Genomic DNA, 19,266 nt, shown 5'->3' on the forward strand with positions numbered 1-19,266 from the left:
CTGAACAACCAAATCCCTTAATCCGTGGAAAACCTAAACCAAACCGTAGGGAAATACCGATGGACGATCTGTTCCCTGGTATTTTTCGCTACCACCATCAACTACCTCGACCGGTCGGTGATCAGCCTGCTGAAGATGGAACTAACCAGTGAGTTTAACTGGAACGATGGCGACTATGCCGATATCGAGATCGCCTTCAAGGTTGCCTATGCGTTGGGCATGTTGGGGGCGGGTCGTCTTATCGACAAGCTCGGCACCAAGCTCGGTTATCTTCTGGCTACGTTCCTGTGGAGCCTTGCCGCTGTCGGACACGCCATTGTACAAAGCACGTTTGGATTCATGGTAGCCCGCGCAGCGCTGGGTGTAACAGAGTCCGGTAACTTTCCTGCCGCGATCAAAACCGTAGCGGAATGGTTTCCCAGGAAAGAACGCGCCCTCGCCACGGGCATTTTCAACTCGGGGGCGAACATCGGTGCTATCGTCGCGCCGCTTACCGTGCCGTTTATCGCCGCCGCGTGGGGTTGGCAGTGGGCTTTTGTCATTACGGGTTCTTTCGGGTTTATTTGGGTTGTCGCGTGGTTCTTACTATATGAAGTGCCCGCCCGCAATAAGAAACTTACCGACGCTGAGCGCTTATATATTCAGACTGATGAAGAGGCAGGCGTGGTGGAAGTTTCGGACGACAATGCGCCGCGGATATCGTGGTTTACACTATTGAAGTTCCGCCAGACTTGGGCTTTTGTGATTGGTAAATTCCTGACAGATCCGATCTGGTGGTTTTACCTCTTCTGGTTGCCTGATTTCCTGAACAGCGAATACAAGCTCACGGGCACAGAAGTGGCCGTGCCGGTCGCCGTGGTGTATATGATCTCTACGGTGGGCAGTGTGTGGGGCGGATGGCTGCCGTTACGTTTTATTCGCACGGGGATGCCCGTATTTAAAGCACGTAAGACGTCGATGCTGCTCTATGCATTCCTGGTAATGCCCATTGTCTTTGCGCAGTTGTTGGGATCCATGAATATGTGGTTTGCTGTTATTATTATCGGCATCGCCACTTCGGCGCACCAGGCGTGGAGTGCTAATATCTTCACGACGGTGTCTGATATGTTTCCGAAACGAGCTGTTGGCTCTGTTACCGGTATTGGTGGGATGTGCGGTGGTATTGGCGGGATTTTTCTGACGCTTTTTGTGCAGAAGAATATGTTTGTGCACTATCGGTCTATTGGGCAGATTGAAACGGCTTATTACATCATGTTCGCTATTTGCGGATCGATGTATTTGCTGGCGTGGTTGATTATGCACGTGTTGGTGCCAAGGATGGAGCGGATTAAGGTGTAGCGGGGCTTGCTTGCGCCTGCAACCCAGTAAGAGAAAACACAGCAGTCACGCTGTGTTTTCTTTTTTACCTACAAGTACTAACTTCATCCTCATTAGGATCCGGATGAACATTATATTTAATGCACTGCTGTTACTGGCTTGTACGCCAATTTTTGCCCAAAAAACTGACGAGCCTGGGTACACTGTTTCCCCCAATATTTCGCTTCCCGACAATGGAGACCACACCATCCGGCTCAATCAAATAGGTTTTTATCCCACGGCTCCCAAAGTAGCCGTCATAGTCTCATCCAAACCCGCCCCGGCGTTTTATCTCATACGCCACCGCGACGAAACAAAGGTCTTCTCATCCAAGCTCACTGAAACACGCCCAACCGAGCTTTCGAAAGAGCCGACCCAAACGGCGGATTTTACTATCTTCCAAACCCCCGGCACCTATCGCCTGGTCGTGCCCGGCATCGGCACATCCTATCCTTTTGTCATTGCTCCTGATGTACACCGAGGCCTGGCAAAAGCTGTTTGGAAGGGCTTCTACTTTCAGCGTGCATCCACTGCGTTGCCGGAGCGATATGCTGTTGTTTGGCAACGCGCCGCCGGCCATCCGGACGACAGCGTAGTGATACACCCTTCCGCGGCATCAGCAAGCCGTCCCGCCGGGACGGTCATCAAATCTCCCCGGGGTTGGTACGACGCCGGCGACTACAACAAGTATATCGTCAACAGCGGCATTACCATGGGCACCCTGCTCGCGGCGTATGAAGACTATACTGCCCTGCTCGACACACTCGCCCTGAATATTCCTGAACGGAGCAACACGCTACCCGACGCCCTCGACGAAATACTGTGGAACCTTCGGTGGATGCTGACCATGCAAGACCCTGCCGACGGCGGGGTATACCATAAACTCACCAACGCACGGTTCGACGGCATGATCATGCCCGCCGCGGCACATACACCCCGATACGTTGTCCAAAAAGGTGCGGCGGCTACACTCGACTTTGCCGCGGTCATGGCGCAGGCCAGTCGCGTGTTGCGTCCTTTTAAACAACTACCGGGGCTGGCAGACTCGTGCTTGCAAGCCGCGGAGCTTGCCTGGCAGTGGGCGCAACAGCATCCACGGGAAGTTTATGATCAGGCGGCACTCAACAATCGCTACGATCCCGATATTGTTACCGGCGGTTATGGCGACAGGGATTTTGCGGATGAGCTTATTTGGGCCGCGGCAGAGCTTTATACCACCACACAAAAGACGGAGTATATACAGCTAACCAAATTATTCCCTGACAGAAAGAACCCGTTGCCGAGTTGGGGGCAGGTGCGATTGCTCGGGTACTATACACTCGCCCGCCATGCACAAAGGTTACCGGACTACCCGGGTAAAGAGAATGTCACGATGCGTATCATCAAGGTGGCCGACGAGCTATTGCGTAACTACGATCAACGATCTTACCGCATGGTCATGGGCGCTACGGCGAAAGACTACATATGGGGTAGCTCGTCTGTGGCGGCGAATCAAGGCATCGCGCTGGTGCAAGCTTACCGGCTCACGCAAGACAAAAAGTATATCGCTGCAGCATTATCGAACCTGGATTACCTGTTGGGAAGAAACAGCACAGGCTATTGTTTTGTCACGGGCTTCGGCTCTTTCTCCACACAGCACCCGCATCATCGTCCATCGATTGCCGATGGCGTACGAGCCCCGGTACCCGGACTATTGGCCGGCGGCCCCAATCCCGGAAAGCAAGACAAAGCGGACGGCTGTACCTACGGCCCGGGCACCGATGCGCCCGATAAAGCGTACCTGGATCACGACTGCTCTTACGCCTCCAACGAAATTGCCATCAACTGGAATGCACCGCTGGCGTACCTGGCGGTGGCACTCGAAGCGTACTACACCGGTGGGAAAAAATAACGGGCCACTGTAAAGGTGGCCCGCTTGAAAAAGATCGTAGTGGACGGAAGTCTTACGCGCCGGCTTCTTCTTTGATGATTACTTGCTCCATCACATCGCCCGGGCTGATGGCATCGATCACATCGAGGCCTTCATACACTTTACCAAACACGGTGTGGTTGCGGTCCAGGTGCGAGGTGTTCTGACGCGAGTGGCAAATAAAGAACTGAGAGCCACCGGTGTTGCGGCCGGCGTGGGCCATAGACAATACACCGCGGTCGTGGTATTGGTTGTCGCCCGTCAGCTCGCAATCGATTTTATAACCCGGACCACCACGGCCCGTGCCATCCGGACACCCGCCCTGGATGACGAAGTTGGGGATCACGCGGTGAAACGTCAGACCATTATAAAAGCCTTTCTCGGCCAGCGTAACAAAGTTTTTTACAGTATTGGGAGCGTCCTTCTCAAAGAACCGGATCTTCATAACGCCCTTTTTTGTGTGAATTTCTGCTACCTTCATGGTGAATTTTTTTATTGGCGCGCAAGTTAATAGAATAGCGGGAATTTAGCATGGCGCAGTGTGTAACCCATAAGAAGTGCTTCCCCTCGCGGGAATTTGCAGAGGATGTGCTCATAGAGGCACAAACTACGTATGAGTATGCCTTTGGCAGCGGTCCCATCGCCGTGTACCAGTGTGAGGATTGTGGTTATTTCCACCTCACATCCCGCGGCCCCATGAGCGAGCGCCTGGCCCAACACCTGGCCAATGGCTCCATCCGCCGCCAGCGGGAGGCCAACCAATGGTTGGATAAGCTAAAACGGAAATGAGCAGAGCATTCTTTGCTTTTCTGAAACGCATTGGACTCGACGGTTTTATTCTGGCACCAGGCAGCGCCATCTTCCTGGCATATCTGTGGCCTGCTCCGGGCGTTATGGAGCATCCCGTATCACTGGCTGTGATAGCCGATTACGGTGTTACGCTTATCTTCTTTTTTTACGGACTAAAGCTTAGCCCTAAGACACTAAAGGCGAGCCTGGGCAACTGGCGGCTTCACACGGTTGTACAGGCATCTACCTTTATGCTCTTTCCCCTCATCGGATTCGCTTTATATTTCCTGGCAGGCACGTGGGGAGAGCCGCTGTTGTGGCTGGGAATATTATACGTCACTGTACTGCCTTCGACAGTATCGTCATCCGTCGTTATGGTGTCGATGGCGGGTGGTAACATACCTGCGGCCATCTTTAATGCCAGCATCTCCGGTTTACTCGGCGTGATCATCACACCCCTGTTCATGAGCCCGGTTTTGGAAAACCAGGTGCACAGCTTTGACGCCGGCGCCGTCATTATTAAATTAGGTATTCAGGTATTGGCTCCCGTAGGCCTGGGCATTGTACTGCATTCTACGCGGTTGGGAGCCTGGGCAGTGCGCAAGCGTGCGTCCCTGCGCATCATGGATCAAAGCGTGATCCTGCTTATTGTCTATATATCGTTCTGCGAGTCCTTTGCCGGCCACATGTTTAGCGCCTTGCACCCGTCGGCACTGCTGTTGTTGCTTGCCGGCATGGCCGTTCTTTTTGCCGTCGTCTTCCTATTGACCGGCAATATCAGCCGGTGGATGGGCTTTGCCGATCAGGACCGCATCACCGCCGTATTCTGCGGCACAAAAAAATCATTGGTACACGGCACGGTCATGTCGAAGATTCTTTTTGCCGGTATACCCGCCGCGGGATTGGTGTTGTTACCGATCATGGTATACCATGCCATCCAACTGATTCTCTCCAGTATGATCGCCAAACGTATAGCGTCGCAGGCTGCTACGAAGCCGTCAGGCGCACAACCGCCTGCCTGATCAATTCCTGCATGTGTGCTGACACCGGTATTTTACCTGCTTCCTGTAGACCGCGGGCGGACATCTTTTTCATCGTCTTGAAAAGAATGTCGACAACTTTCTCGTCTTCGTGACGGGAAGCGAACTCCTCTAAATAATATTCAATAAAGACAAGGCAGATAACATCTTCCAGCAATTGCGTATCCGTATTGGTGCGCAGCTCTTTTTTCAACAATAGAAACTGTACCTGCTCGATCGTGGCGGCATTAAAACCCTGACGTGTCAGGATGTCGTCGGCAATTTTCGCGTGATGGCTCTTCTCCGCATTTCGCCACTGTAGATAACCCTTCTTATCCATGGTGTACGTACTGCGCGGTATTTCCCACCGGCCAATGTGCTGGCTTCGTGCGGCCAGCTGCACGGCGTCAGAGGCATCGGGTTGGAAATCGTTTAGGCGCGCTGTCATGCGTTGCGCATACAATAATTCTTTGGGATAGGGCGTGCCGTCAAAAACCTCCAGTGTCGGGTCGTTGGCGTTGTACGCATCAAAGGCTGCAAAGGCCTGGGAAAGCTTCTCGGAATTGGACATGGACAAAAATGAGAAATAATTTGATTTTTTTTCAATGTCATAGGGGTATCGCGCAAGTGGGATGTCCTAAGAGCATAACGACATACACGAAACAACACAATATAATCTTCTATAGCGTATGAAAACGAAATTTACAATTCTGATAGTAGTGCTTCTGGCGTGGACCGGCAGTACGTATGCACAAGATATCGAAACCGTTTTTCACGGGAGTGGCAACGGCATCAGCATCGGTGGGTATGGAGCCTTGTCAAACAAGTTCACAAAGATTCGCGGCGAGTATGCCAACTACGTGGAAGCTTACGGTGGTGTATACCTGAACCATCGCTTCTTAATAGGAATAGGCGGGGGCGCTACGACAAACAATTTGCCGGTGCCACTTCAATACAGCACCATGCCCGACGCCAAGTTGAGCTATCAATATGGCCAATGCGGTTTGGTGACCGAATATGTCCTTGCCTCCAATCGTGCTGTACACCTGGTGGCGCACTTGTTTACCGGTGCAGGCTTTACGCTGCAATATGATCGTCACGATTGGTCTGATGAGCGTTTTGATGACCTGGATGATCACAGAGATGAGAATTGGTTTGTGGTAGCAGAGCCCGGTATACAAGTAGAGATAAACTTGTTCCGTTGGGCACGTCTCAGTCCGGGTATTTCTTATCGCAAGGCATTTGGTAGTGAAGGCCGCGGTCTGGACGACGGCGACCTGAGCAGTATATCGTATAATGCCACCTTGAAATTTGGTGTCTTCTAAATCAACTCACTCAATCGTGGCGACACCTGTACGCGTGGGGGGAGCACAGTGCACGGTTTGCACAGCTTTCTCTTGCGGTGCGGGTGTTGCCTTTTTCTGTTCGGCACGTTTCGTCAGCATATAGACGAGAATCATCAGAGTGATAATCAGAAAATAAACCAACGCGATGATCGACCGCTTCATTTTCAGGTAACGATCGTGGCGGCGCATCAGTTTGCCATAATTCCGGTGACGCGCAATGTCGCCTGGACTTACCCTATTCTTTCTGATCCGTATTTCATTCCTAGACATCGTACTTGATCCGTAAGTTAAAATTCTTTCTTAATCTGTCCAGCGCCCGGTAGGTACGCATCTTTGCGCCGCTTTCCGTGATGTCGAGGATAAAAGCGATCTCTTTAAAATCCTTGTCCTCGAAAAAACGCAGCTCTAATACTTGCAGCATGTCAGTGGGAAGGCTCTTGAGGTAAACCAGCAGCTTTTGCAAGACTTCTTCGTCCCATGGCTCGTGCGCCTGCTCGATAAGCTCGCGCACACGCACCTCTTCCAAACTAAAGACGTTGTCGCGTTTTTTCTTGCGGTAGTACTTGTTTACCTCGTTGCTCGCAATGCGATACAGCCATGCCGAAAAGGGCACCCCCCGGAACTCATACCGGTTTACGTTGCGCAGCGCGCTAAGAAAGGTCTGGGAGCAAAGATCGGCCGTGACATCTTCGTCGTCGATCTGTCGGTAGATAAAGTTGAAGATCCGGTCGAAGTAGCGTTCGTAAAGCTCTCCAAAAGCCCGCGGATTGCGCTTGGATCGTTCGAGGATCGCATACTCTTGTTGTATTTCGGCTTCTGACATACGGTGCAAATACATCACTATAATGCAAAGAAGGACCGGAAGTCACAAATAAACATGCTGGCTTCCGGTCTTTGTGCCCGAACGGCTCGGGCGCAACGGTTATTCGTTGCGCAGAGTATTCACGGGGTTGGCCAGCGCTGCCTGTAGCGCCTGCACTCCGGCGGTAACAAATGCAATCAGCGTTACCGTAAAGAATGCCAGTACGATAGGGCCTGCGCCTACCGAAACACGATAGGCAAACCCTTGCAGCCAGGAATCCATCAGCCAGTAGGCCAACGGTAATCCCACGACCACGGCGATCAGCACCAGGCGCGTAAAATCTTTTGTAATCAGCAACACAATGCTCGGTACGGTAGCACCCATCACCTTGCGGATACCGATTTCCTTCGTCTTCTGTGCTGCCGAGAATGCCACCAATCCAAACAACCCCATACACGCAATGACGATCGCGAGTATGGCAAACACCGTACTGACAGTGCCCATGCGTTGTTCGTTCTGATACAGGGCATCGTATTCCTGATCCAGGAAGTGATAATCAAATGGCCGGTGGGGTGTAAGACGTTGACAGATGGCTTTCAACGTAGCCAGCTCCTGCTGAATGTCGTGGCCCTTTAATTTAACAAACACATTGCCGCGATAGATTTTTTCGGTGAACAATACCAGCGGCCCGATCTCGTGTTGCAGCGATGCGAAGTGAAAGTCGTGCACGATGCCCGTTATCGTCCCACTTCGCCCGTTCAGGCGTACCGGTGTGCCGATGGCTTTGTCAGGGTCGAAGCCTAATTGCTGTACAGCGTTTTCATTTAGAATGAAAGCATAGGTGGTATCGTGTGCCAGTTGTTCATAATCACCTTCGCTGATATTACGCCCTGCGACCAGCTCCATTCCCAGGGTCGGGATAAAACCCGTGTCGATGGCCATGGCTGTTACGTTCATACCTTCCTGTTCGCTCCCGTTTTGTTTGTGAAGGGAATAGCCGCCACCGATCAGGGTGGGCGACTCCATCGCCCGGCCTATTTGTTGCGAAACGCCCTGCCGTTCTATTTCGGTCTTTAAGGCTGAAAAGACTTCCTGTGTTCGCGCGTCCGCCGTCAGTACAACAACACGTTCTCTATCGAAGCCCAGCTTTTTATCGCGGATGTATGACAGTTGATGGAGTACCACTACCGTGCCTACGATCAATACAATCGAGGCACAGAACTGAAATACCACCAGCCCCTGCCGCAACCAGAGCCCTTTGCCGGAGGTCTTGAAATTACCCTTCAGTACTTTTACAGGCGTGAATCCCGTAATGACGAGTGCGGGGTAGGCACCGGCCAGGAAGGCCAGCAGGGTCGTAAAAACAACGGCCACTCCCAACGCCGCGGGATTCAGGAACAACGACGAATCGAACGCTACACCGGTCATGTAACTAAACAAGGGCAGCGCTAGCCGCGCCAGCATAAAGGCCGCGACAAGTGCAATCCAGGTAATGACCAGCGACTCGCAGATGAACTGAAAGAACAACTGCGTGCGTACGGCGCCGGCTACTTTACGTACGCCCACCTCGCGGGCCCGGTCGGTGGCGCGGGCGGTCGCCAGGTTGACATAGTTGATACAGGCAATGACCAGCACGAGCAATGCCACGAAGCCAAAAATATATACATACTGCAGGTTGCCGACGGGCACCTGTTCATTGTCCATGTCCGAGCGCAGGTGAATGTCGGGTAGCGGTAAGAAATTATACCGCACGTAATTGCCTTCGCCGGGGATGTCGCCGGCTACTTCTTTTGCTACGCGCTCATTGAGTTTGTTTGTCAGCGCTGCCACGTCGGCCTGGTCGCGCAGCAGCACGTATGTGGTGTAGTTGGCGCTCCACCAGATCGGAGGCTCGTGGGCTTGCCGCAGCGTAGTAAAAGACGCGACAAAGTCGTAGGGCAGCATGGTATAGTCGGGCTGGTCGCGGAGGAGGCCCGTGACCTGATATTCTTTGCCATTGACTTGCAGTGTCTTGCCCACCACGTCTTCGCTGCCGAAATATTTTCTGGCCATCGACTGTGTAAAGATCACGGATTGCGGCTGCGTCAGTGCCTTGTCGGGGTTGCCTGCCATTAGCTCCAGACCAAAGACCTTAAAAAACGTGCTGTCCGCGTAGTAGAAGCGTTGTTCTTCAAAAATCTTGTCGCCGTGCTGCAGCACGCAGGCATTATTGGAGAGACGGACGCCGGCTTCGACCTCGGGAAATTCGCGCGTCAGGGTCGGCAGCAGGGCGGTCGGCGATAGGGCGATTTTGGATGCCTGTCCGCCCGCGGCGTATTCCAGCGACACCCGATAGATTTCCGACGCACGCGGGTAGAACCGATCGTAGCGTAGCTCGTGCCCGATCCATGTCACCAGCAAAATGCACGTGGCCAGCCCCAGGCTCAGGCCGAGGATGTTGATGGTGGCGTAGGAGAGATGCTTGCGAATCGACCGTAGGGCGATAATAAAGTAATTCCTGATCATGATCTTCCGGGATTTAGGGCGAATAGGTTAAATTATCGTTCCGTAATTGTGCTAGAGACGCGCGTGGACCCCTGCGGGTTGCACGGATACGGCTCTGGGAGCAAATACCGTAATTTAAGGGATAACGGAAAGCATATGAAATGCGTTATTTGTAGCGTGAAGGTCCGTGCAAAGGGATATCTGCCTGGTTTGTTGCTTTTCCTGGTCGTGCTGGGGGTACAGGCGCAGCATGCAAGGTATTCCACACGCAATTACACCGCCATCGACGGCTTGCCACAGTCGCAGGTCATGGCCTTGCGCGAAGACCAATACGGCTACCTCTGGATCGCCACCCAGGGCGGTGGCCTGGCCCGCTTCGACGGCCGCGAATTTAAAGTCTATACCACCCGCGACGGCCTTTTATCCAACGACATCCTTGCCCTCCACATCGACCGCCGCCAGCATATCTGGATCGTTCACCCCAACGGCATGTCGAAGTTAGAAGGCACCACCTTCAAACGCTTTTATAACCCCGACGGCCGCCAGCGCAATAGACACCATATGCGCTACGTCCTGGAGCGCGGCGACACCGTCTTTGCCGTCAATGCCACGGGCACACTTACCAAGATCTTCCGCGACACGGTCGTGTATTGGGATAAAGCCATCGCACCCGGCAAGAGCATCTGGCGACACATCAAAACTCCCGATGGCACCAGCTGTTTTTTCCTCGACGACAACTCGTTCCTGATTCAAACTGCGAAAAATTCATTTACCTTCTCTTCCGAAGAGCCTACCGGTAAAATCTATAATGTGTTTCTCTACAGAGGCCAGGTGCTGTTTAAAAGCGAGCGCGGGCTCTTTAAATTAAATTACAGCGACCACAGCGTTGAAAAACTAGCCTGGAATCTGGGAGATTACGTGCTGCTGTACGACGAAAAAGAAGACATCTTCTGGACCTCCAATGGGATGAATTTCGTGCGTCAAAAGCTGACGCAAGGCAAGATTCACGCCGATACCATCCTGCAGGACATCACCATTCAGGAAGTCATCGTCGACTCCGAAGGAAACACGTGGCTGGCTTCCAATGGCAACGGGTTGTACCGTTACTCCATGCAGGACTTTCAGCGGACCAATGGCGAATTTGGCGGCGTCATGGCGATACTCAACGCGCGCGATGGTTCCCAGTGGTTTGGCTCCATGTACAAAGGGCTTTGCCATGTGCGCGGGGGCAACGTTAAATATTTTGCTGATCCGACGGAGCACTACCGTAACGATATACGCACGGTCAAACAAGCGCCTGACGGTACCGTGTGGGTAGGCTCAGGGTATGGTCTGGGCCGCTACAGCGAAGCCGATGACGACTTCACCTGGTACGGCCGGAAGGAGGGCCTGGCCGGCTATAGCGTCATGGCGATCGACTTCGATGAGCAGGGCGGTATGTGGATTGCGACGACCAACGGGTTATCGTACTACGATGGCCACAAGTTTCGGAATTATACCACCGCGGATGGCCTGGCCTCCAACTCCGTTCGCTATGTATACTACTCTCGCTATCATAAAACGGTTTTTGTCTCTAACGATGTAAACGGCCTGCAACGCCTGCGTGAAAGTGGTCGGTTCGAAGCCGTGCCCATTCCCGGCTTTCAGCATACTGCTGCCTTCGGCATACAACCCTATCGCGACTCGTTACTGGTGATCGCCTCCGGAGGCGCCGGTGTTGTCATTGCCGATCCGGTTCACGGCCAGTCGCACTTTCTCACCCTGGAAGAAGGACTTGCATCCGACTTTATTTACTTTGCTACCGAAGACGAGCGCCGGAATATTTGGATTGGCAGTGAAAAGGGGATCAATCGCGTCAAGCTGAATGCACAGTTCGAAATGGTGCAAAACCTGTATTACGGCTATGACAACGGACTGCTCGGTGTCGAGACAAACTCCAACGCCTTCGACCTGACGCCACACGGCAAATACTTTGGCCTTGTAGACGGTCTATACCAATACAATGACATGAGCGACAAACCCTGGCGTTCGTTCGACTTACACCTGACCTCGCTACAGGTCTTTTATGGCGAATACTCGCCATTACAATACGCGCAATCCAGCGAAGGTTTCTTTAACCTGCCTGTGAATCCGCAGTTCCCACCCGACCGCAATCACCTGACGTTTACGTTCAACCGCGTGGACAAACGTTACCCCAAGTCCGTAAAGTTTCAATACTATCTCGAGAACTTCGACAAAAAGTGGTCGCGCCCTTCCTCCATTGGTCAGGTAACGTACAGCAACTTGCCCCCCGGCAATTACGTGCTGCACGTGATGAGCACCGACAAGCGCGGCAGCTGGGGCCAGGTGCGCGTCAACTATCCCTTCGCGGTGAAAGCGCCGTTTTACCAGACGGCGGCATTTATCGTGGGTGCATTTATCCTGCTGGCCGGGGTTGTTACACTTGTATTATACCTGCGTGTAAAACAACGCGTCAACAAAATGATCTTGCTCGAGCGCATTCGAATTCGCGAGCAGGAAAACCTGCGGAAGGAAATTGCGCGTGACTTTCACGACGAGATGGGCAACCAGCTGACACGCATTATCAATTATATCAGCTTGCTGAAGCTCAATAGCAACGGCAATGGCCACGGTAACAACAACGATCTATATACCAAGGTCGAGAATTCTGCCAAGTATCTATATACGGGTACCCGCGACTTCATTTGGTCCATTGATCCTGTAAACGACGAGCTGTCCAAGCTCTTCCTTCACATTCGCGACTTTGGCGAAAAGCTGTTTGAAGAAAAATCTATCCAGTTCCGGGCCTTCAACGACGTGCGCGAAAAGATCAAATTGCCCTACGGCTTTAGCCGCGACGCCAACCTCATCTTCAAAGAAGTGATGACCAACGCCTTCAAATATTCAGAGGCCAAGAACGTTAAGCTATCGCTGACGCGTGCCGGCGAAGACGGGTTTGAGCTCAGTGTGGAGGATGACGGCGTTGGCTTTAAGGCCGCAGAAGCACAAAAAACCAATGGTCTGCAAAATATTCGCGACAGAGCCGATAAGCTCGGGTCTGTTTTGCGTATACACAGCGTACCGGAGCAAGGCACCCGCATATCGCTAACCTTCAAAATCACCAAAAAACCGCACTATGGCATTACCCTTTAAAAAACGCGTTCTGCTGATCGAAGATGATCAGGAGATCCGAAACAGCTTCAACCTGATCGTCAACAGCTCGCAGAAGTTTATGGTCGTCAATGCCTATGGCAACTGCGAAGACGCCATCGACAACATCAATCGCGACAAACCCGAGATTGTCCTCATGGACATCGAGTTGCCGGGCATCAATGGTATACAGGGCGCTAAGATCATTAAAGAGAAATTCCCCCACATTGATATCGTGATGGTGACGGTGTACGAAGACAGCGAGCTGGTGTTTGAGGCGTTGAAGGCCGGCGCTTCCGGATACATCACCAAGAGCGCTAACTACATGGAGCTGCTCGCGGCGCTGGAAGAAATTGTTAAGGGCGGTGCACCGATGAGCAGCCGCATTGCGCGGATGGTAATCGACAACTTTCACGTGAATCCCAATTCGCCGCTCACGCGTCGCGAGACCGAAATACTGCAGCTGATCTCAGAGGGCAAGACGTATACACAGATCTCCGAGGAGCTGTTTATTTCGAAGGAAACAGCAAAGACACACATAAAAAATATCTACTCCAAACTGCAGGTCAACAGCAAGTCGGAGGCAATCGCCAAGGCAAACCTGGAAAAACTGATTTGACCAAATATAATTTTTTTGATCGCTAACGTTTCCAAATGTCGGTGTCGTGAGAATAGTGACACCTACCGGTTTATGCGGGAAGAAAGCACGCTTTTTAAAATCAACCTATCCGGGGGATGGAATTTAGTGCGGCAGATACCAATTTTACTGCACGATCCTACCTCGTCACGAAAGAGAAATTTATTCATAAGTTTAGGTTAATGGAGAAAATTTCGGCAGGATCAGCCCCTCAGATGGAGGGGCTTTTTTTTGTCCATAGGTAAAGGAGATTTATAATTACCCCAAATAGTGGTATAACATTACATGTAATATACCCTCTCCTTCGTCATTCTTTTACCCCGTGCTTTTGGGAGTTTTGAAAAAGTAACATACCGGTAATCCCTGCATAACGATTTACCGGCGTGGGGTCAATTTCAAAAATCATTAACCTAACAAGTATGAGGAAATTTCTACAAATTGGATTCCTTTGCCTGCTGCATATAAGTGTAGCCTGGGCACAGGAACGAACCGTTACCGGCAAGGTAACAGGAGCAGAAGACGGTTCCACGCTGCCTGGCGTGAACGTCTTGCTGAAGGGTACCACAAACGGTACCACGACTGACGTAAACGGGGTGTATACACTCACTATCCCCGCTACCGGTGGCACGCTGACATTCTCGTTCATCGGCCTGGTCACACAAGAGATCGAAGTGGGGCAGCGTTCGGTTATCGACGTACCGATGCAACAAGACATGACGCAACTAAGCGAAGTGGTTGTTACCGCCCTCGGGGTGGAACGCAGCCAGGCAGCGCTGGGTTATTCCGCGTCTACTGTCAGCAGTAAAGAGGTATCACAAGGACGTTCCTTCAGCCCCATCAACGCGCTGCAAGGTAAAGTTGCCGGTGTGATTGTAAACTCGTCTTCGGGTCAGCCCGGTGCAGCGACGTTCGTTACTATTCGTGGTGTAAACTCCATTGGTGGTAACAACAACCCGCTGTATGTTGTAGACGGTGTGCCGATCAACAACGGCTTTAACAACTTTACTTCCGACAACAACAACGCCAACCGCCAGCAGGACTTCGGTAACCGCGCGAACGACATCAACCCCGACGACATCGAGTCGGTTACGGTGTTGAAGAGCGCCTCGGCGACTGCCCTTTACGGTTCACGTGCGGCGAACGGTGTAATTGTTATCACCACTAAGAAAGGTAAGACAGGCGACCGCCTCCGCGTAAGCCTAAGTAGCTCGGCCACCTTCAGCACACCGCTGCGCTTACCCGAAGTACAACAAGAATTCGGTCAGGGGTGGAACGGTATCAACGATTACACACAGAACGGAAGCTGGGGGCCGAAATTCGACGGTCGTACCCGGATTTGGGGTAACGTTGTAGACAATTCGCAATTGATCAAACCCTATGTGGCCCTGGAGGATAATGTTCGCGACTTCTATGATGTCGGCACTGCCTTCATGAATACCATTTCGGTTAGTGGTGGTACCGATAAGTTAACCTACTACTTCTCCTATGGTAACACGGCGGAAGATGGTATCATTCCCACCAATGCCGACTCCTACAAACGTAATACTTTCTCGTTTCGAGGTTCCTACACAGGCAAGAAGTTAAGCGTTTCATCGTCCATCAACTACTTTCTCAAGAATGCCAAAGCTGTAACGGTAGGGCAGGGCGCTAATGGTGCGACGATGTTCCAGGAAATGATCCAGATACCCAACGATCTGAGCGTGGTGGACATGAAGGATTACAATAACAAGTTTTACAACCTGGACAATTTCTATACGCCGTACAACCAGAACCCCTGGTTTGTACTGAAAGAAAACGGCAACGACTTTATCGAAAACCGTATTCAGGGTAACCTCAACTTCGACTATCAGTTGACTGACTGGTTGAGCGCAAAATGGCGCATCGGCACGGACGTTGCTAACTCGCAGGTAAAGGACTGGATCGCGATTGCGAACTTCAACGATGCAGGATACAATGCGAGCCAGGTCGATGTGCCGGGTACCGTGTTTAACCGTTCGCGTTATTCACGCGAGGTAAACAGTGACCTCATTATTTCGTTCAACAAGAAGATTTCTTCTGACGTCAATTTTGATGGTTTCATCGGGCATAACGTGAACCAACGCAGCCTGGATGAGTACGATGCCTATGCCAGCAACCTCAGCGTTCCCCGCTTTTACTCATTAGCCAACAGCGCCAATCCACCGACGGTAAATACTTTCGAATCGCTGCGTAGGCTTATAGGCGTATATGCGCAAGCTTCCTTCTCGTATAAGGATTACCTGTATTTCAGTGCTTCAGCGCGTAACGATTGGTCCTCGACATTGCCTAAAGGCAACAACTCATATTTCTACGGGGGGGCAAATGCCAGCCTGGTGTTCTCGGACATGTTCCCGTCTATCTCCGGTCCGCTCTCTTTTGGTAAGGTGCGCGTAGCCGTAGGACAGACAGGCCGCGACGCCGATCCCTACGGTGTATACAATGTATTTGTACCGGGCAATGTACAGCTGTCATTCGGCGAGCTTGACTTTCCGGTCAAAGGCATCAACGCGTTCGAGGTAGCCAACCAGCTGGGTAACCCCAACCTGAAACCTGAGATCACGACCGAAGTCGAAGTAGGGACTGAGCTGAAATTTTTTCAGAACCGTCTCGGTATCGACCTGACCCTCTACAACAAAAATACTAAAGACCAGATTTTGCCGGTACAGTTGGCCAACTCGACTGGCTACACCACGTTTTTCAACAACCTCGGCAAAGTGCAGAACAAAGGTCTTGAGTTGTTAGTAACCGTGACGCCGATCGAAGTAGGTGATTTCAGCTGGACGCTGTCAAGCAACTGGACATTCAACCGCAGCAAAGTAATTGCCCTGGCGGATGGTCTCGACGAGTTCCTCATCAATAGCATCTATGGTATCGACTTCGTCGCTGCCAAAGGCCGCCCGGTGGGTGCTTACAAGGCTGTTGATTACGCACGCGATCCGGATGGACGCATTATTGTCAACGCACAAGGTATTCCGACAGCATCTGCTGAGAAAGAGTTCATTGGTAACATGCAGCCCGACTTCATTACCGGTCTGAGCAACCAGTTTACCTACAAAGGCCTGAGCCTGGCATTCACCTTTGACTACCGTCGCGGTGGTGACATGTATTCATACACCAAGCGCCTGATGGAATTCGTGGGCAATTCGACTAACACGCTGTACAATGACCGTAAGCCGTTCATCGTACCGAACTCGGTGAAACAAGTAGGCTCAGACGATGCACCGGTATATGTAGAGAACGACATTCCGGTATCGGTAAACAACTTCTCCGAATACATGAACTCGTCGACGAACCTGTACCAGGAGCGCGGCCACGTACTCGACAGAACCTTTGTTAAGCTGCGCGAAGTGGTGTTGAGCTACAACCTGCCTTCATCGCTGCTGCAGAGCACACCGATCTCCAGTCTCAATGTGAGCCTGGTCGGTAGAAACCTGTTCTTGTGGACACCGTCATCCAATAACATCGTCGATCCGGAGATTACCGGTTACAATGGTTCTCAGGTAAGCGCATTTTCAGGTGAGTTTGCCGTAGGCCCCACTGTAAGAAGCTATGGTATCAGCCTGAAAGCCGGATTCTAAAACATTAGACAGATTAAGATCATGAAAAAGATAGCGATATTCTTAACGACATTTGCCGTCGTGCTCGCGTCCTGCAGCGATTTCCTGGACGTGAATAAAGATCCGAACAACGCACCGACCAATACTCCGGCGTTGGCACTCCCTGCTGGGATTGCATCAGCCGGTGCCAGCCTGGTAACCAACTATAACATCATGGGTGGTATGTGGGTACAGTATTGGGCGCAGAACAACGGTTCGAACCAATACAAAAACCTTGACGCCTACATCGTTCAGCAATCTACGCTGAACACAGACTTTAACGAGGTCTATAGTGGCTCCTTGCAAGATCTGCAATTCGCCCGGAATGAATCAAAAAAGCAAGGCGATTGGAATCTGTACCTCATGAGCACCGTGATGCAGAGCTATGTGTATCAAATGATGGCTGATATTTATGATGAGATACCGTTTGATGAAGCGCTACAAGGAAATCTAGTTCAGCACCCGCACTTCCGCCCAGGGCAGGAAGTGTATGACTCACTCATTGTGCGTATCGACGAAGCGTTGAGCAAGGACTTTGACGTAAGCACCAATACGGATCCGGGCACGCAAGATTTGTTGTTTAATGGTGATGTAGATCGGTGGATTCAATTTGCTAACACGCTAAAATTAAAAATATACCTGCGCCAGATCTATGCTCGCCCTGCGTTAGCGCAGAGTGGTATCGAAGCGCTGTATACTGGGAGCGCAAATTTCCTGACAACGAGCGCGGCCATGTCGCAGTTTGATAACGTCGAGAACAAAAGCAACCCGCTCTTCGAAGCAGACCGCCGCAAGCTGAACTCAAAAGAAAACATCAAGGCGAGCCGGACCTTCATGGAATACCTCGAAGCTAACGATGATACACTGCGCCGTAAGGCGTTGTTTACAAAACCCAAGAATGGCTACAGGGGCATCGAACAGGGAAATTTCGGTGAATCTACGGTGAGCATCGTTCCCGACGATATTTCTACAGCGATTATAAATGCCACCGATACATTGTATTTCATGTCTCTTCCGGAAATACTTTTCATTCGGGCAGAGGTGGCTGCCCGGGGCATGGGCCCTGGTACAGCAGCAGCCCAGGGTCTGTATGAAGCCGGTATTCGCGCCGCCTTCGATCGTATGAACCTGCCTGATACATTGGCTCCCAAGTATTATGAGGACGATGGGCCTTATGCATATCCTAACGGTGCAGAGGAAGAGAACCTGCGCGCTATTGCCATGCAGAAGTGGGTGGCGCTGGCAGGCATTGAAGGTTTGGAAGCATTCTTTGAGCGTAACCGACTGGGATATCCTGAATATACTACAGAAACCTACGGTGAAACTTACACACCGGGTAACCTGGTATATCCTATCGGAGGGGTAACCGGCAAGGGTAACTATCCAAAACGCCTGTTGTTCCCTGAGACGGAGCAGAACAGAAACCCGAATACGCCAGCTCAAGTGCCGGCAACAACGAAAATTTGGTGGGATCAGAAGTAGTGGCAGTACAAAAAAAGAAAACAACAATGAAACATAGATTTTATATAGTTTCAGCCCTGGTCATGGTCGTGGCGTTCTTGTATGGATGCGACGATGAATCGACGGAAGGCGTGTCAAAGGTGACATTTTATGCAGCGCTCACGATGAATGGTGAGCAGTGGAACAGTATACCCCAGGGTGGTAGCTGGACAGATCCAGGTGTGACAGCGGTTGAAGAAGGAAAGAATATTGAAGTGCAAGTGGCCGGAGATCAGGTAAATCCCAACGTTCCGGGCGTGTATACGATCCAGTACATTGCCACGAACAAAGATGGTTTCCCCGCTAGAGCATTTCGGTATGTAGGTGTAATTTCGCCAAACGTCGCGGATGTTGACATCAGCGGTGACTATAAGCGTAATGCTGGTGTAGGTGGGGTTACCACCGTGGCGCCGGTGCCAGGTATCCCGGGCCTGTACACATCGAGTAACGTGGGTGGTGTCGCAACCGACGAAGCCGACGAATCGACTACCGTTCGTTTCTATCACTACGACACGCATAGAATCGATATGCCTTACCAGCTCGTGCAAAGCAGTCCTTTCTATGGCAATCTGGAGGAGATAACCGAGGGTACTTCCTTCTCCTGGGTTGTAATCAATGGTGGATATGGTGATGCCTTCAGAACTTTTGTCAAACAATAGA

At 51.6% G+C, this 19,266-nt stretch carries 15 protein-coding genes; 10 read left to right on the forward strand and 5 right to left on the reverse strand.

The window, feature by feature from the left end; genetic code table 11:
- Positions 1 to 24 precede the first annotated feature (24 nt).
- A complete protein-coding gene (locus tag KK062_RS22615; protein ID WP_254086635.1) occupies positions 25 to 1,338 on the forward strand; it encodes an MFS transporter in 1,314 nt (437 codons plus the stop codon).
- Positions 1,339 to 1,441: 103 nt separating this feature from the next.
- Entirely contained in the window at positions 1,442 to 3,247 is a 1,806-nt protein-coding gene (locus KK062_RS22620) for a glycoside hydrolase family 9 protein (RefSeq protein ID WP_254086636.1), read from the forward strand.
- Between the two features lie 52 nt (positions 3,248 to 3,299).
- Here the strand turns inward: KK062_RS22620 and KK062_RS22625 are convergent, their stop codons facing one another.
- Positions 3,300 to 3,746 carry a peptidylprolyl isomerase gene (locus KK062_RS22625; protein WP_254086637.1) on the reverse strand — a complete coding sequence of 149 codons (447 nt, stop codon included), beginning with the start codon at positions 3,744 to 3,746 and terminating at the stop codon, positions 3,300 to 3,302.
- Between the two features lie 50 nt (positions 3,747 to 3,796).
- Between KK062_RS22625 and KK062_RS22630 the strand changes: the two genes are divergently transcribed.
- Together KK062_RS22630 and KK062_RS22635 are read left to right on the forward strand one after the other, a co-directional pair.
- Positions 3,797 to 4,054: a hypothetical protein gene (locus KK062_RS22630; protein WP_254086638.1), complete on the forward strand. Its 258-nt coding sequence runs from the start codon at positions 3,797 to 3,799 to the stop codon at positions 4,052 to 4,054.
- Positions 4,051 to 5,076: a bile acid:sodium symporter family protein gene (locus tag KK062_RS22635; RefSeq protein WP_254086639.1), complete on the forward strand. Its 1,026-nt coding sequence runs from the start codon at positions 4,051 to 4,053 to the stop codon at positions 5,074 to 5,076. The genes KK062_RS22630 and KK062_RS22635 overlap by 4 nt, the downstream gene beginning before the upstream one ends.
- Here the strand turns inward: KK062_RS22635 and KK062_RS22640 are convergent.
- The gene (locus tag KK062_RS22640) at positions 5,042 to 5,644 is read right to left on the reverse strand and encodes a DUF4202 domain-containing protein (RefSeq protein ID WP_254086640.1); all 603 of its coding nucleotides are present in this window, start codon (positions 5,642 to 5,644) and stop codon (positions 5,042 to 5,044) included. The two genes, KK062_RS22635 and KK062_RS22640, sit on opposite strands and share 35 nt — an antisense overlap.
- Before the next feature lie 118 nt (positions 5,645 to 5,762).
- Between KK062_RS22640 and KK062_RS22645 the strand changes: the two genes are divergently transcribed.
- Positions 5,763 to 6,398, forward strand: coding sequence for a hypothetical protein (locus KK062_RS22645; RefSeq protein WP_254086641.1), 636 nt, complete (start codon positions 5,763 to 5,765; stop codon positions 6,396 to 6,398).
- A 6-nt stretch (positions 6,399 to 6,404) separates the two neighbouring features.
- On the opposite strand, the gene KK062_RS22650 is transcribed toward KK062_RS22645, so the two are convergent.
- From KK062_RS22650 to KK062_RS22660, 3 genes are all read right to left on the reverse strand, one after another.
- On the reverse strand, positions 6,405 to 6,689 hold the full coding sequence (locus KK062_RS22650; RefSeq protein WP_254086642.1) for a hypothetical protein: 285 nt from the start codon (positions 6,687 to 6,689) through the stop codon (positions 6,405 to 6,407).
- The gene (locus KK062_RS22655) at positions 6,682 to 7,242 is read right to left on the reverse strand and encodes an RNA polymerase sigma factor (RefSeq protein ID WP_254086643.1); all 561 of its coding nucleotides are present in this window, start codon (positions 7,240 to 7,242) and stop codon (positions 6,682 to 6,684) included. The genes KK062_RS22650 and KK062_RS22655 overlap by 8 nt, the downstream gene beginning before the upstream one ends.
- A gap of 99 nt (positions 7,243 to 7,341) precedes the next feature.
- Positions 7,342 to 9,726: an ABC transporter permease gene (locus KK062_RS22660; RefSeq protein WP_254086644.1), complete on the reverse strand. Its 2,385-nt coding sequence runs from the start codon at positions 9,724 to 9,726 to the stop codon at positions 7,342 to 7,344.
- A 135-nt stretch (positions 9,727 to 9,861) separates the two neighbouring features.
- Between KK062_RS22660 and KK062_RS22665 the strand changes: the two genes are divergently transcribed.
- The 5 genes from KK062_RS22665 to KK062_RS22685 all read left to right on the forward strand — a co-directional run bounded on the left by KK062_RS22665 (position 9,862) and on the right by KK062_RS22685 (position 19,265).
- Positions 9,862 to 12,858: a ligand-binding sensor domain-containing protein gene (locus KK062_RS22665; RefSeq protein WP_254086645.1), complete on the forward strand. Its 2,997-nt coding sequence runs from the start codon at positions 9,862 to 9,864 to the stop codon at positions 12,856 to 12,858.
- The gene (locus KK062_RS22670) at positions 12,842 to 13,474 is read left to right on the forward strand and encodes a response regulator transcription factor (protein ID WP_254086646.1); all 633 of its coding nucleotides are present in this window, start codon (positions 12,842 to 12,844) and stop codon (positions 13,472 to 13,474) included. Before KK062_RS22665 ends, KK062_RS22670 begins: the two co-directional genes overlap by 17 nt.
- Before the next feature lie 437 nt (positions 13,475 to 13,911).
- Positions 13,912 to 17,088, forward strand: coding sequence for a SusC/RagA family TonB-linked outer membrane protein (locus KK062_RS22675; RefSeq protein WP_254086647.1), 3,177 nt, complete (start codon positions 13,912 to 13,914; stop codon positions 17,086 to 17,088).
- A 21-nt stretch (positions 17,089 to 17,109) separates the two neighbouring features.
- On the forward strand, positions 17,110 to 18,588 hold the full coding sequence (locus tag KK062_RS22680) for a SusD/RagB family nutrient-binding outer membrane lipoprotein (protein ID WP_254086648.1): 1,479 nt from the start codon (positions 17,110 to 17,112) through the stop codon (positions 18,586 to 18,588).
- 26 nt (positions 18,589 to 18,614) lie between these two features.
- Positions 18,615 to 19,265 (forward strand): immunoglobulin-like domain-containing protein, encoded by a 651-nt coding sequence (locus KK062_RS22685; protein WP_254086649.1) that lies wholly within the window; start codon positions 18,615 to 18,617, stop codon positions 19,263 to 19,265.
- The last annotated feature ends 1 nt before the right edge of the window (position 19,266 follow it).

It is taken from the genome of Dawidia cretensis (assembly GCF_018598175.1).
Lineage (GTDB): Bacteria > Bacteroidota > Bacteroidia > Cytophagales > Cyclobacteriaceae > Ohtaekwangia > Ohtaekwangia cretensis.

Bases quoted from the DNA above. Each gene is read 5' to 3' on its own strand.
- KK062_RS22620 (WP_254086636.1), top strand. From the start codon at position 1,442: ATGAACATTATATTTAATGCACTGCTGTTACTGGCTTGTACGCCAATT.
- KK062_RS22625 (WP_254086637.1), bottom strand. From the start codon at position 3,746: ATGAAGGTAGCAGAAATTCACACAAAAAAGGGCGTTATGAAGATCCGG.
- KK062_RS22630 (WP_254086638.1), top strand. From the start codon at position 3,797: ATGGCGCAGTGTGTAACCCATAAGAAGTGCTTCCCCTCGCGGGAATTT.
- KK062_RS22635 (WP_254086639.1), top strand. From the start codon at position 4,051: ATGAGCAGAGCATTCTTTGCTTTTCTGAAACGCATTGGACTCGACGGT.
- KK062_RS22640 (WP_254086640.1), bottom strand. From the start codon at position 5,644: ATGTCCAATTCCGAGAAGCTTTCCCAGGCCTTTGCAGCCTTTGATGCG.
- KK062_RS22645 (WP_254086641.1), top strand. From the start codon at position 5,763: ATGAAAACGAAATTTACAATTCTGATAGTAGTGCTTCTGGCGTGGACC.
- KK062_RS22650 (WP_254086642.1), bottom strand. From the start codon at position 6,689: ATGTCTAGGAATGAAATACGGATCAGAAAGAATAGGGTAAGTCCAGGC.
- KK062_RS22655 (WP_254086643.1), bottom strand. From the start codon at position 7,242: ATGTCAGAAGCCGAAATACAACAAGAGTATGCGATCCTCGAACGATCC.
- KK062_RS22660 (WP_254086644.1), bottom strand. From the start codon at position 9,726: ATGATCAGGAATTACTTTATTATCGCCCTACGGTCGATTCGCAAGCAT.
- KK062_RS22665 (WP_254086645.1), top strand. From the start codon at position 9,862: ATGAAATGCGTTATTTGTAGCGTGAAGGTCCGTGCAAAGGGATATCTG.
- KK062_RS22670 (WP_254086646.1), top strand. From the start codon at position 12,842: ATGGCATTACCCTTTAAAAAACGCGTTCTGCTGATCGAAGATGATCAG.
- KK062_RS22675 (WP_254086647.1), top strand. From the start codon at position 13,912: ATGAGGAAATTTCTACAAATTGGATTCCTTTGCCTGCTGCATATAAGT.
- KK062_RS22680 (WP_254086648.1), top strand. From the start codon at position 17,110: ATGAAAAAGATAGCGATATTCTTAACGACATTTGCCGTCGTGCTCGCG.
- KK062_RS22685 (WP_254086649.1), top strand. From the start codon at position 18,615: ATGAAACATAGATTTTATATAGTTTCAGCCCTGGTCATGGTCGTGGCG.